Below are 13,159 nucleotides of genomic sequence, written 5' to 3'. Positions count from 1 at the left end.
CTCGCTCATTTAATCTTGGGTTAATCCGTTATTTTACCCTTTTCCACGGTGAACATCTTCGAATTTTTGTCCGACATGTCCATAACGTGTTCAGCGCTAATGGCGCTGACGAAAACCTGCGACTGCGTGGCTTTTAAGCGGCTGGCAAGCAGCCCGCGCCGTGCATCGTCGAGTTCCGAGGCAAAATCATCAATTAGATACAGGCAACGTCGCCCACTCTCGCGAGTTAAAAACTCACCCTGCGCCAGGCGCAGTGCGCACATCAAAAGCTTGAGTTGCCCGCGCGACAGCGTGTCTTCCACCGGCGCACCGTCGGCGCGAATGCGGAAATCCGCTTTGTGCGGGCCGTGTGCGGTGTAGGTCAGCATACGGTCACGCTCGAAGCCTTTCTCCAGCACCTCGGCATAATCCGTCTCTTTCTCCCAGCCACGCTGGAAGGAGAAGGTCAGAGAAAACTCGGGCAAAAACTGTTTACAGGTATCAGCCATATCTTCGGCGATACCTGCGCTGTATTCGGCACGCCAGCGGCTGATTTGTTCCGCAAGCGGAACCAATTCCATATCCCACGGGCGCAACTGGGCATAGCGGGTCACCTGACGCAGCGCGGCGTTGCGCTGCTTAAGCAGCCGTTTCAGGTTGCTCCAGGCAGTAAAGAAACCCGCTTCGTTGTGAAAGCATCCCCAGTCGAGGAAGGCTCTTCGGTATTTGGGGCCGCCATTGAGTAATGTAAACCCCTCTGGCGTAATCAGCTGCATGGGCATCAGCAGCGCCAGTTCAGCCACTTTGTGGCCGTCGGTGCCGTCGATACGCACTTTGCTGTCGCCCAGCTTGTCTTTCGTCAGGCCAATCGAGGTTTCACGCTCGCTGCCCTGAAGTCGTCCGTGCAGCACGAATGCGTCCTGCTCGTGACGAATAACGCGACCAATCTGCAGGCTGCGAAACGCACGACCATGGCCAAGCGTGTAGATGGCTTCCAGCACGCTGGTTTTGCCGCTACCGTTCGCGCCAACCAGGAAATTAAAGCCGGGGGATAAAGCGAGATCCGCGCTTTCGATGTTGCGAAAGTCGCGGATCAGCAAGCGGGTGAGCGACATTACAGTCTCATTGGCATGACAACATAAGCCGCGCTTTGGCTGGCAGCATCTTCAATCTGTACGCTTGAAACCGAATCGGTCAGCAGAATGCGCACGTTTTCGCATTTCAGCGCATTGAGCACATCCAGCACGTAGCTGACGTTAAAGCCGATTTCCATTTCGGTACCGGCGTAGGTGACGTCCAGAATCTCTTCTGCCTCTTCCTGCTCCGGGTTGTTGGCGGTGATTTTGATCTGGTTTTCACTCACATACAGGCGCACGCCGCGGAATTTCTCGTTAGAGAGGATCGCCGCACGGGCAAAGGCCTGTTTGAGGATATCGCAGCCCGCTTCCAGCGTTTTGTCGGGATTTTTCGGCAATACGCGGCGATAATCCGGGAAACGACCATCAACCAGCTTCGACGTGAAGATAAAATCCCCCACGTGAGCGCGAATATTATTGCTGCCGATCTGCACGCGCAGCGGAGTATCACCGCCGTCGAGCATACGCATCAGCTCAATCACGCCTTTACGCGGGACGATCACCGAATGGTTGGGCAGTGTCACGCCAATCGGCATGGAACAGACTGCCAGACGGTGGCCGTCTGTTGCCACGGTACGCAGTTCTTCACCTTCGGTTTCGAACAGCATGCCGTTTAAGTAGTAGCGAACGTCCTGATGCGCCATCGAGAACTGGGTCGCTTCAATCAGACGTTTCATCGTCGCCTGCGGCAGGGTGAATTCGACTTCACTCTGCCAGTCGTCCAGATTCGGGAAGTCCGCGGCAGGCAGTGTAGAGAGCGAGAAACGGCTGCGGCCAGAGCGAACCAGAATACGGTCGCCTTCGAGCTGGACAGCAATTTCAGCGCCTTCCGGCAGCCCACGGCAGATATCAAAGAATTTACGCGCCGGAACGGTGGTGGCACCCGCATCATGCGGTTGAGAAAGTGTCACGCGCGCGACCATTTCCATTTCGAGGTCTGTGCCGGTCAGCGACAGCGTACCGTCAGCGACCTGAAGCAGCAGGTTTCCAAGAATAGGCAGCGTCGGGCGGCCACCTAATGGGCCACTCACCTGTTGCAGCGGTTTTAATAAATGTTCACGTTCAACGGTAAATTTCATAGCATCACGATGATAATGTTCTGATTAAATTGGAGAAATCTTCTTTTATGTCGTGGCTTTCTTCACGTAACTGCTCGATCTTGCGACAAGCGTGCAGCACGGTCGTATGGTCACGGCCACCAAACGCATCGCCGATTTCCGGCAGACTGTGGTTGGTTAATTCCTTCGCCAGCGCCATCGCCATCTGACGTGGTCTCGCCACCGAGCGGGAACGACGTTTAGACAACAAATCTGCCACTTTGATTTTGTAGTACTCAGCCACGGTCTTCTGAATATTGTCGATAGTGACCAGTTTTTCCTGTAACGCCAGCAGATCGCGCAGCGCTTCACGCACAAAATCGATGGTAATCGCCCGGCCAGTAAAGTTGGCGTTGGCGATCACGCGGTTCAGTGCGCCTTCGAGTTCACGCACGTTTGAGCGTAGACGCTTCGCAATAAAGAACGCCACTTCACCCGGCAGGCGAATGTCGTTTTCATCGGCTTTTTTCATCAGGATCGCGACGCGGGTTTCCAGCTCCGGTGGCTCGATCGCCACGGTCAGGCCCCAGCCGAAGCGGGATTTCAGACGATCCTCAACCCCATTGATCTCTTTCGGGTAACGATCCGAGGTCAAAATGATCTGTTGATTACCTTCCAGCAGGGCATTGAAGGTGTGGAAAAACTCTTCCTGGGATCGTTCTTTATTCGCAAAGAACTGGATGTCATCGATCAGCAGCGCATCAACAGAACGGTAGTAGCGTTTAAACTCTTCGATCGCGTTGTTTTGCAGGGCTTTTACCATGTCCTGAACGAAGCGCTCGGAGTGCATATACACCACTTTCGCATTGGGCTTACGCGCCACAATGCCGTTGCCCACCGCGTGTAACAGGTGAGTTTTACCGAGACCCGTGCCGCCATACAGGAACAGCGGGTTGTAGGCGCCGCCTGGGTTGTCCGCAACCTGACGAGCCGCCGCACGGGCCAGCTGGTTCGATTTACCCTCAACGAAGTTATCGAAGGTGTGCTTCACGTTAACGTTGGAGCGGTAGGTGGGTTCAGCCGGAGCCGGAACGTTGTCCCAGCCAGAACGCGCGGGCTGAATAATGCGCGGTGTCGGGACGTGAATCTGGGCCGGAGCCGCCACGTTTACCGTCTCTCTGACGGTTTGCGTGACCGGTTTAGTACCGACTTCAAAACGCAGCTGCGGGGCATCAGTGCCGCAGAAATCATTGAGCAATCCATTGATATTATTTAGGTATTTATCCCTTACCCAATCGAGCACGAAACGGTTTGGCGCATACAAAGCCAGCGTGTTATCGCTCAGTTCCGCCTGCAACGGGCGGATCCACATACTGAATTCTGTGGCTGGTAACTCATCCTGCAATCGGGCAAGACACTGCTGCCAAAGCGAAAGTGACACGGCGGACTCCACTCGAACAATAAAAGAAAGATACTGAATATTCGTGATTGTTGGCACACGTCGACAAGACCCTGTGCAAAGGGTGACGTGCGAATTGCTATCTGCAATTTTTACCTGACCAGACCCCTTTGGATCCCGATCAGGACCGCGGATCATAGCCTAAACTGAGCCAGAGATCTTCTGTTTCTCACAGATTCTTCCCGATTTATCCACAGGAAGATCCGAAACCGGGTAAGTGTAAACGATCCTGGAGGGAGTGCCCCACGATTTAGCCCGCATATTGGAAAAATTAATGAGCACAGACAATTTTTTGCTTAAAAGATCTAATGATGATCCTGGACGATCCTTGCGCTTTGGTTGGGAGGTCGTATAATCCCCCACCCGGCGCGTGATGCTCGTCCTCCGCGCGGGACGCTGCTCATTTTCCACACGAAATCGTGCGGAAATACGCGGGAAATAAGGAAAGAGAATTGACTCCGGAGTGTACAATTATTACAATCCGGCCTCTTTAATCACCCACGCTGAGGCGTTAGTCGTTCGATAATCGTTCGGGTATACGCGAAAGTCAGTGAATTTATTCAAGTTTAGGTAGAAATCGCCATGAAACGCACTTTTCAACCGTCTGTACTGAAGCGCAACCGTTCTCACGGCTTCCGTGCTCGTATGGCTAATAAAAATGGTCGTCAGGTTCTGGCACGTCGTCGTGCTAAAGGCCGTTCTCGTCTGACCGTTTCTAAGTAATAAAAGCTAACCCCTGGTGGTTAAGCTAGCATTTCCCAGGGAGTTACGTTTGTTAACTCCCACTCATTTCACTTTCGTCTTCCAGCAGCCACAACGGGCTGGCACGCCGCAAATCACCATCCTCGGCCGCCAAAATTCGCTGGGGCATCCCCGCATCGGTCTAACTGTCGCCAAGAAAAACGTTAAGCGTGCGCATGAACGCAATCGGATTAAACGTCTGACGCGTGAAAGCTTCCGTTTACGTCAACATGAACTGCCTTCAATGGATTTCGTGGTGGTGGCTAAAAAAGGGGTTGCCGACCTCGATAACCGTGCTCTCTCGGAAGCGTTGGAAAAACTATGGCGCCGCCATTGTCGCCTGGCTCAAGGGTCCTGATAGCCTGTATTCGGGTCTATCAGCGCCTGATCAGTCCGCTGCTCGGGCCGCATTGTCGTTTCACTCCAACCTGTTCCAGCTACGGAATTGAGGCATTGCGCAGGTTTGGAGTGATAAAAGGCAGTTGGTTGACGGTGAAACGCGTATTAAAATGCCACCCTTTACACCCTGGTGGTGACGACCCCGTCCCACCCGGACCATTTGATACCAGAGAACACTAACGATGGATTCGCAACGCAATCTTTTAGTCATCGCTTTGTTGTTCGTGTCTTTCATGATCTGGCAGGCATGGGAGCAGGATAAAAATCCTCAACCACAGCCGCAACAGACCACGCAGACAACGACCACCGTAGCGGGTAGCGCCGCCGACCAGGGCGTACCGGCCAGTGGCCAAGGGAAGCAGATTACGGTGAAAACCGATGTGCTTGAGCTGACTATCAACACCCGTGGTGGCGATATTGAGCAGGCACTGCTGCTGACTTACCCGAAAGAGCTGAAGTCAAACGAGCCGTTCCAGCTGCTGGAAACGACGCCTGAGTTCCTCTATCAGGCTCAGAGCGGTCTGACCGGTCGTGATGGCCCGGACAACCCGGCTAATGGCGCTCGCCCGCTGTATAACGTCGACAGTGACACCTTTGTACTGGCTGATGGTCAGAACGAACTCGCGATCCCGATGACTTACACTGACGCCGCGGGCAACACCTTCACCAAAACCTTCACCCTGAAACGCGGTGAGTATGCGGTGAATGTGGGCTATAACGTGCAGAACGCCGGTGAGAAACCACTGGAAGTTTCTACGTTTGGTCAGCTGAAGCAGTCCATCAATCTGCCGTCTCACCGTGACACCGGAAGCAGCAACTTTGCGCTGCACACCTTCCGTGGCGCGGCGTACTCCACGCCAGATACCAAGTACGAGAAATACAAATTCGACACCATCGCCGATAACGAAAACCTGAACGTCAGTGCTAAAGGCGGTTGGGTTGCGATGCTGCAACAGTATTTCGCGACAGCGTGGGTGCCAAATAACAACGGTACCAACAACTTCTATACTGCGAATCTGGGCAATGGCATTGCGGCTATTGGCTACAAATCGCAACCGGTTCTGGTTCAGCCTGGTCAAACAGGTCAACTGGCCAGCACCCTGTGGGTCGGTCCTGAGATTCAGGACAAAATGGCAGCCGTGGCACCGCACCTGGATCTGACCGTAGATTACGGTTGGTTGTGGTTCATCTCTCAGCCGCTGTTCAAACTGCTGAAGTGGATCCACAGCTTCCTGGGTAACTGGGGCTTCTCCATCATCGTTATTACCTTCATCGTTCGTGGCATCATGTACCCGCTGACCAAAGCGCAGTACACCTCCATGGCGAAGATGCGTATGCTGCAGCCGAAGATTGCGGCGATGCGTGAGCGTCTGGGCGATGATAAACAGCGTCAGAGCCAGGAAATGATGGCCCTGTATAAAGCAGAGAAAGTAAACCCACTGGGTGGTTGCTTCCCGCTGCTGATTCAGATGCCAATCTTCCTTGCGCTGTACTACATGCTGATGGGTTCCGTTGAGCTGCGCCACGCGCCATTTGCTCTGTGGATCCATGACTTATCTGCACAGGACCCGTACTACATCCTGCCGATCCTGATGGGCGTGACGATGTTCTTCATTCAGAAGATGTCGCCGACCACCGTGACCGACCCGATGCAGCAGAAGATCATGACCTTCATGCCGGTCATCTTCACCGTGTTCTTCCTGTGGTTCCCGTCAGGTCTGGTGCTGTACTATATCGTCAGCAACCTGGTGACCATCATCCAGCAGCAGCTGATCTACCGTGGTCTGGAAAAACGTGGCCTGCATAGCCGCGAAAAGAAAAAATCCTGATTCGGTAAGAGAACGCTAAAATAAGGGCGGTCATTTGACCGCCTTTTTTATTTGTATTTGACGAGACATCCCATGAGCCATAACGACACGATCGTCGCCCAGGCAACCCCACCGGGACGCGGTGGTGTAGGCATTCTGCGTATCTCCGGCCTCAAGGCGCGCGAGGTGGCCGAAGCCGTGCTGGGCAAACTGCCAAAGCCGCGTTACGCCGACTACCTGCCGTTTAAAGATGCAGACGGCACCGCGCTGGATCAGGGCATCGCGCTCTGGTTCCCAGGCCCAAACTCCTTTACCGGTGAAGACGTGCTGGAGCTACAGGGCCACGGCGGTCCGGTGATCCTCGACCTGCTGTTAAAACGTATTCTGACCTTGCCGGGCCTGCGTATTGCTAAGCCGGGCGAGTTCTCCGAGCGTGCGTTCCTCAACGACAAGCTCGACCTGGCACAGGCCGAAGCCATTGCTGACCTGATCGACGCCAGCTCTGAACAGGCGGCACGTTCTGCCCTGAACTCCCTGCAGGGCGCATTTTCCGCACGCGTGAACCATCTTGTGGAAGCGCTCACTCACCTGCGAATCTACGTGGAAGCTGCCATCGACTTCCCCGATGAAGAGATCGACTTCCTCTCCGACGGTAAAATCGAAGCGCAGCTGAACAGCGTCATGTCCGATCTCGACGCCGTGCGCGCCGAAGCGCGTCAGGGCAGCCTGCTGCGCGAAGGGATGAAAGTGGTTATCGCTGGTCGCCCTAACGCCGGGAAATCGAGCCTGCTGAACGCCCTGGCGGGCCGCGAAGCGGCGATCGTGACGGATATTGCCGGCACGACCCGCGACGTACTGCGCGAGCATATTCATATCGACGGTATGCCTCTGCACATTATCGACACCGCCGGTCTGCGCGACGCCAGCGACGAAGTGGAGCGCATCGGTATCGAGCGAGCGTGGCAGGAGATCGAGCAGGCTGACCGCGTGCTGTTTATGGTCGACGGAACCACCACCGACGCCGTTGATCCCGCTGAAATCTGGCCGGACTTTATCGCCCGTCTGCCCGCCAAACTGCCGATTACCGTGGTGCGTAACAAAGCCGATAAAACAGGCGAAACGCTGGGTCTGAGCGATGTGAATGGTCACTCACTCATCCGTCTGTCGGCGCGTACCGGTGAAGGCGTAGATGACCTGCGTAACCATCTCAAACAGAGCATGGGCTTTGATACGAGCATGGAAGGCGGTTTCCTGGCCCGTCGCCGTCACCTGCAGGCGCTGGAACAAGCGGCTAATCATCTCGATCAGGGCAAAGCACAGCTGCTCGGCGCCTGGGCGGGTGAACTGCTGGCGGAAGAGCTGCGGCTGGCGCAGCAAAGCCTGAGTGAAATTACCGGTGAGTTTACTTCCGACGATTTGCTGGGCCGCATCTTCTCAAGCTTCTGTATCGGGAAATAACTTCCCGCTTCAAAGGTGATTTCCTCCTGGGAAATCACCTTTGTCCAAATGGCAACTCGCTTCTTCCCGTTTCTCCCCCTATGCTTCCAGCCTGCCGATCATGGGGGGTTTATGGCGCGTTTTCTGTTTTGTAGTTTTGCACTGGTTCTGCTTTATCCATCGGGTATTGATATGTATCTGGTCGGCCTGCCACACATTGCGCGGGATCTGGGGGCCAGTGAAGCGCAACTGCACATCGCGTTTTCCGCCTATCTGGCGGGGATGGCGTCGTCGATGGTGTTTGCCGGTAAGATTGCCGACAAAGCCGGGCGCCAGCCGGTAGCGATTACCGGTGCGGTGATTTTCGCCCTGGCTTCGGTACTCTGCTCAATGGCGCAGGACAGCACGCTGTTCCTGACCGGGCGCTTCATTCAGGGCATTGGGGCGGGCGGCTGTTATGTGGTCGCGTTTGCCATTCTGCGCGATACCCTGAGTGCGCAGCGTCGCGCGAAGGTGCTCTCGATGCTTAACGGCATCACCTGCATTATTCCTGTGCTGGCTCCGGTGATCGGTTATCTGATTATGCTCAAACTGCCGTGGCAGAGCCTGTTCTGGACGATGGCGGTAATGGGCCTGCTGGTCTTCATCCTTTCTATCACTGTGCTGAAAGAGACGCATCCTGGGTCGCATCACGCGGGGAATGCCGCGACGATTCATCCGGCCGAAAAACTCCTGAACCGCTTTTTCATCAGCCGTCTGCTGATCACCACCTTGAGCGTCGTGGTAATCCTCACCTATGTAAACGTTTCCCCGGTTTTACTGATGGAAACCATGGGCTTTGATCGCGGGGAATACTCCTCGGTAATGGCCTTAACGGCGATGGTCAGCATGGCGGTCTCGTTCTCGACACCGTTCGCCCTTAACGTATTTAGCCAGCGCAGCCTGATGCTGACCTCGCAGATCCTGTTCCTGATGGCCGGTGTGTTGCTGGCGACCGCGAGTTCCCACGCCATTATGCTGGCGGGGATTACCCTGATCTGCGCCGGTTTCTCGGTAGGGTTTGGCGTCGCGATGAGCCAGGCGCTGGGGCCGTTCTCCCTGCGCGCCGGTGTGGCCAGCTCTGCGCTCGGCATCGCTCAGGTGTGCGGTTCGTCCCTGTGGATTTGGCTGGCGGCGGTGATAGGTCTTAATGCGCTGAATATGCTGATCGGGATTCTGATTGGCTGTAGCATGGTCTGCATTCTGTTAATCATGGCGATACGGCCCGCAGCGCACTATGAAGAAGCCCATCAGCAGTCTCGATCTTAACCTCCTGCTGTGCCTGCAGCTGTTGCTGCAAGAACGCAGCGTCACGAAAGCAGCAAAACGGATGAACGTCACGCCGTCTGCGGTCAGTAAATCGCTGGCGAAACTGCGCGACTGGTTTGACGATCCGCTGTTTGTGAAAACGCCGCTGGGCCTGCTGCCCACGCCGCTAACGGTGAGTCTTGAGCAAGATCTGACGGACTGGATGCAGATTGGCAATCAGATCCTGGATAAACCCCACCACGATTCCCCCTGCGGGCTGAAATTCGAGCTGGCGGCGGAAACGCCGCTGATGCTGATTCGCTTTAACGCTCTGTTAGAGCAAGTGAATCAGCGTTATCCGCAGGCCACCGTGCGGATGCGGCATTGGGATTACGACTCGCTGGATGCCATCACGCGCGGCGAGGTGGATATTGGCTTTACCGGGCGCGAAACGCATCCACGCTCGCGCGAACTGTTAAAGCTGCTCCCGTGGTTTATCGACCACGAAATCCTCTTCAGCGACCGCCCGTGCGTCTATCTGCGCGAAGACCATCCGGCGCTGCAGGAAGAGTGGAATCTCGACACCTTTTTACGCTACCCCCACATCAGCATCTTCTGGGAGCGCAGCGACACCTGGGCGCTGGACGAAGTGCTGAAAGAGATGGGCCGCGAGCGCAACATTGCCCTGAGCCTGCCTGGCTTTGAGCAGTCGATGTTTATGGCAGCACAACCCGACCACAACTATATTGCCACCGCGCCGCACTACTGCCATCACTACAATCAGCTCCACCAGCGTAAGCTGGTGAGTCGCCCCATTCCCATCGACGACGCGCAGGCCGAAAAGCTCAACGTGCCTTTCACCCTGATCTGGCATAAGCGCAACAGTCACAACCCGAAAATCATCTGGCTGAAAGAGACGATCAAAGCGTTGTACTGTGATTCTCTGCGCCAGAGATCCGATTTTTCCCTCTAAAAATGTAAAGTTCGGTCCCCGGGCTTCTCATTAGTGGATTTACCCATTAAAAGAGAGGCTCAGTTAAGCGATAATCATGTAACCGTTTAACCTGTCTCTGACCATTATCATGGAGCGAAAAATGGCAACGCATTTTGCAAGAGGGATCCTGACCGAAGGACGACTGGTGTCTGTCAGACTCTCCTCTTCCTGCCACAACGAGGCGCGCAAGCTTCCGGATCACCGACGCTCGCGCTTTTTGGCCTCCAGGGCGTTACTGTCCGAGCTGCTGTTTATGCTCTACGGCACCAGCGAACTGCCGGAGATGATCACCCAGCCTGAAGGCCGCCCTGTTTTTGCTGACCCGGCGCTACCGCGTTTTTCCATCGCCTACACGGGAAATATTGTTGGCGTGGCCCTGACAACGGAAGGCGATTGCGGACTGGATATGGAACTCCAGCGCGCGACTCGCGGTTTCCACGGCCCTCACGCGCACGACGCCTATCCTTTATCGAGCAATGAAAAGCTGTGGGTGCGTAATCAAAACGACCCCAACGAAGCTAAAGCGCAGCTCATTACCTTGCGACAGAGTATTCAAAAGCTCTCCGGCTGTGCGGCAGACGACGCCAGCCTTCTCCAGCTGCTCCCCGGTTCAGGACGCCTGCGCGCAACCAAAGCGGCGCGCGTGGAAGCCCTCAGCGACGCCGAAGACGTGCTGATCTGGTCGATTGCCGTCACCCCTGCGATTGAGCGCCTGAAGATCTGGGAATTTGACAGCCGACACGGATGGCATAGCCTTCCTGATGTTCCCGCGCGCGCCAACGAACCCGCCGCGCGCCTGATGAGATTAACCAGTTTACCGGCAGAAAAAGCACTTACCCTTAACTGACCCGCTGATGGGCCATCATGATGAAAAAGGAGTAATCATGTCTGATACGTTGAAAGTTGTTACGTTACTGGGAAGCCTGCGCAAAGGTTCATTTAACGGGATGGTTGCCCGCACGTTGCCTAAGCTGGCACCGGCAGGAATGGAGGTCTCCGCGCTGCCATCGATTGGCGATATTCCTCTGTATGACGCCGATGTTCAGCAGGAAGAAGGGTTCCCGCAAAGCGTTGAAGCGCTGGCCGAGCAAATTCGCCAGGCCGATGGCGTGGTCATTGTGACGCCGGAGTACAACTATTCGGTGCCGGGCGGATTGAAGAATGCAATCGACTGGCTTTCCCGTTTACCTGAGCAGCCGCTTTCCGGCAAGCCGGTGCTGATCCAGACCAGTTCCATGGGCGCGATTGGCGGCGCACGCTGCCAGTATCATCTGCGTCAGATTCTGGTGTTCCTGGATGCAATGGTGATGAACAAGCCGGAATTTATGGGCGGCGTGATTCAGAACAAAGTGGATACGCAGACGGGCGAAGTGGTGGATCAGAGCACGCTGGATCATCTGACCGGTCAGTTGACCGCGTTTGGGGAGTATATTCAGCGGGTGAAAGCGTAAAGGAATCAGCCCTTTCCCGGCGGGAAAGGGCTTTTTGTTTATTTCGCGTCAATAAACACAATCTTCAGCACAAACAGCAGCGCCACCACGATCACGCATGGGCTAAGTTCGCGGAAACGACCGGTACCGATTTTCATCACGCAATAGGAGATGAAGCCCAGAGCGATACCTTCGGTGATGGAGAAGCTAAACGGCATCATCACGGCGGTAATAAACGCCGGAACCGCTTCGGTTAAATCTTCCCACTTCACGCGCGACAGGCTCGACGTCATCAGCACGCCAACGTAAATCAGTGCGCCAGCGGCCGCGTACGGTGGAACCATCCCCGCCAGCGGAGAGAGGAAGATCACCAGCAGGAACAGCAGGCCCACGACGACGGCAGTCAGACCGGTACGGCCACCGACGGAGACGCCGGACGAGGACTCGATGTACGCCGTAACAGAAGAGGTCCCGATGAAAGAACCGGCAACAGACGAAATGCTATCCACATACAGCGCCTGTTTCATGCGCGGGAATTTGCCTTTCTCATCCGCCAGACCCGCTTTATCGGTCACACCGATAAGGGTGCCGGAGGAGTCGAACAGGTTCACCAGCATGAAGGAGAAAATCACACCCGCCAGGCCCAGATTAAACGAACCTGCCAGATCGACGTGGCCAATCACCGTTGTCACACTTGGCGGTGCAGAAACGATGCCGTTGTAATGCACGTCACCCAGCATCCAGCCGAACAGGGTGGTCACGATAATAGAGACCAGCACCGCAGCGTGAATATTACGGGATGCCAGAATCGCGATGATGAAGAAGCCCAGCACGCCCAACAGCACGCTGTGTGAGGTCAGATTACCGATGCTCACCAGGGTTTCCGGGTTAGCGACGATCACACCCGCGTTTTTCAGCCCCATCATGCCGATGAACAGTCCGATACCACTGGTGATGCCGACACGCAGACTCACCGGGATATTGGCAATCATCCAGTAACGTACGCGGAAAATGGTCAGCAGCAGCAAACCTACCGCGCCCCAGAAGATGGCGCCCATACCCACTTGCCATGGCAGACCCATCGCCTGCACAACCACGAATGCGAAGAAAGCGTTCAGACCCATTGCCGGTGCCAGTGCAACCGGAAGGTTAGCGAACACGCCCATCAGGATGCTGCCGAGTGCAGCGATCAAACAGGTGGTCACGAAGACCGCGCTGGTGTCCATGCCAGCCACGCCCAGAATCTGCGGGTTAACAAAAACGATATAAACCATCGTCAGGAAGGTGGTAAAACCGGCGATCACTTCAGTGCGTGCCGTTGTGCCGTGCTCGCGCAGTTTAAACACGCGCTCAAGCAGACCCTGACCAGATGTCTGGGTAGTGTGTTGTTGGCTCATCATCAGTTTCCGAACAAGGAGGGAAAAATCCGTCGCTATCCTATACCAAAATGCG

The 13,159-nt window shown here is 55.4% G+C and carries 14 protein-coding genes; 10 read left to right on the top strand and 4 right to left on the bottom strand.

Annotation, left to right across the window (positions count from 1 at the left end):
• Window positions 1-20: 20 nt before the first annotated feature.
• From recF to dnaA, 3 genes are read right to left on the bottom strand one after another with little or no spacing between them, the layout of a single operon-like run.
• Window positions 21-1,094, bottom strand: a complete 1,074-nt coding sequence (gene recF, locus ETG88_RS16190; protein WP_100778278.1) for a DNA replication/repair protein RecF — start codon at window positions 1,092-1,094, stop codon at window positions 21-23.
• Window positions 1,094-2,194: a DNA polymerase III subunit beta gene (gene dnaN / locus ETG88_RS16185; protein WP_100778279.1), complete on the bottom strand. Its 1,101-nt coding sequence runs from the start codon at window positions 2,192-2,194 to the stop codon at window positions 1,094-1,096. Before dnaN ends, recF begins: the two co-directional genes overlap by 1 nt.
• A 4-nt stretch (window positions 2,195-2,198) precedes the next feature.
• Window positions 2,199-3,593 (bottom strand): chromosomal replication initiator protein DnaA, encoded by a 1,395-nt coding sequence (dnaA, locus tag ETG88_RS16180; RefSeq protein ID WP_100778280.1) that lies wholly within the window; start codon window positions 3,591-3,593, stop codon window positions 2,199-2,201.
• Between the two features lie 292 nt (window positions 3,594-3,885).
• On the opposite strand from dnaA, the gene ETG88_RS22650 reads away from it, so the two are divergent.
• The 10 genes from ETG88_RS22650 to ETG88_RS16135 all read left to right on the top strand — a co-directional run bounded on the left by ETG88_RS22650 (window position 3,886) and on the right by ETG88_RS16135 (window position 11,728).
• Window positions 3,886-3,966 (top strand): hypothetical protein, encoded by an 81-nt coding sequence (locus ETG88_RS22650; RefSeq protein ID WP_420171573.1) that lies wholly within the window; start codon window positions 3,886-3,888, stop codon window positions 3,964-3,966.
• 227 nt (window positions 3,967-4,193) lie between these two features.
• Window positions 4,194-4,334, top strand: a complete 141-nt coding sequence (gene rpmH, locus ETG88_RS16175; protein ID WP_003023858.1) for a 50S ribosomal protein L34 — start codon at window positions 4,194-4,196, stop codon at window positions 4,332-4,334.
• Between the two features lie 16 nt (window positions 4,335-4,350).
• Window positions 4,351-4,710 carry a ribonuclease P protein component gene (gene rnpA / locus ETG88_RS16170; RefSeq protein WP_095284128.1) on the top strand — a complete coding sequence of 120 codons (360 nt, stop codon included), beginning with the start codon at window positions 4,351-4,353 and terminating at the stop codon, window positions 4,708-4,710.
• Window positions 4,674-4,931, top strand: a complete 258-nt coding sequence (yidD, locus tag ETG88_RS16165; RefSeq protein ID WP_100778281.1) for a membrane protein insertion efficiency factor YidD — start codon at window positions 4,674-4,676, stop codon at window positions 4,929-4,931. Before rnpA ends, yidD begins: the two co-directional genes overlap by 37 nt.
• A 2-nt stretch (window positions 4,932-4,933) precedes the next feature.
• The gene (gene yidC / locus ETG88_RS16160) at window positions 4,934-6,580 is read left to right on the top strand and encodes a membrane protein insertase YidC (protein WP_102105120.1); all 1,647 of its coding nucleotides are present in this window, start codon (window positions 4,934-4,936) and stop codon (window positions 6,578-6,580) included.
• Between the two features lie 72 nt (window positions 6,581-6,652).
• Window positions 6,653-8,017, top strand: a complete 1,365-nt coding sequence (gene mnmE / locus ETG88_RS16155; RefSeq protein WP_095284122.1) for a tRNA uridine-5-carboxymethylaminomethyl(34) synthesis GTPase MnmE — start codon at window positions 6,653-6,655, stop codon at window positions 8,015-8,017.
• Between the two features lie 111 nt (window positions 8,018-8,128).
• Entirely contained in the window at window positions 8,129-9,304 is a 1,176-nt protein-coding gene (locus ETG88_RS16150) for an MFS transporter (RefSeq protein ID WP_129035786.1), read from the top strand.
• Window positions 9,273-10,256 (top strand): HTH-type transcriptional regulator YidZ, encoded by a 984-nt coding sequence (gene yidZ, locus ETG88_RS16145; protein WP_100778284.1) that lies wholly within the window; start codon window positions 9,273-9,275, stop codon window positions 10,254-10,256. Before ETG88_RS16150 ends, yidZ begins: the two co-directional genes overlap by 32 nt.
• 121 nt (window positions 10,257-10,377) lie before the next feature.
• Window positions 10,378-11,124, top strand: coding sequence for a 4'-phosphopantetheinyl transferase family protein (locus ETG88_RS16140; RefSeq protein WP_100778285.1), 747 nt, complete (start codon window positions 10,378-10,380; stop codon window positions 11,122-11,124).
• A 37-nt stretch (window positions 11,125-11,161) separates the two neighbouring features.
• Complete coding sequence (locus ETG88_RS16135; RefSeq protein WP_102105123.1) at window positions 11,162-11,728, top strand: NADPH-dependent FMN reductase; 567 nt, start codon at window positions 11,162-11,164, stop codon at window positions 11,726-11,728.
• A gap of 38 nt (window positions 11,729-11,766) precedes the next feature.
• Here the strand turns inward: ETG88_RS16135 and adeP are convergent, their stop codons facing one another.
• Window positions 11,767-13,104: an adenine permease AdeP gene (gene adeP, locus ETG88_RS16130; protein ID WP_142503673.1), complete on the bottom strand. Its 1,338-nt coding sequence runs from the start codon at window positions 13,102-13,104 to the stop codon at window positions 11,767-11,769.
• Window positions 13,105-13,159 lie beyond the last annotated feature (55 nt).

The organism is Lelliottia nimipressuralis (genome assembly GCF_004115925.1).
Taxonomy (GTDB): Bacteria; Pseudomonadota; Gammaproteobacteria; order Enterobacterales; family Enterobacteriaceae; genus Enterobacter; species Enterobacter nimipressuralis.
This window is presented reverse-complemented; position numbering and strand designations above follow the sequence as displayed.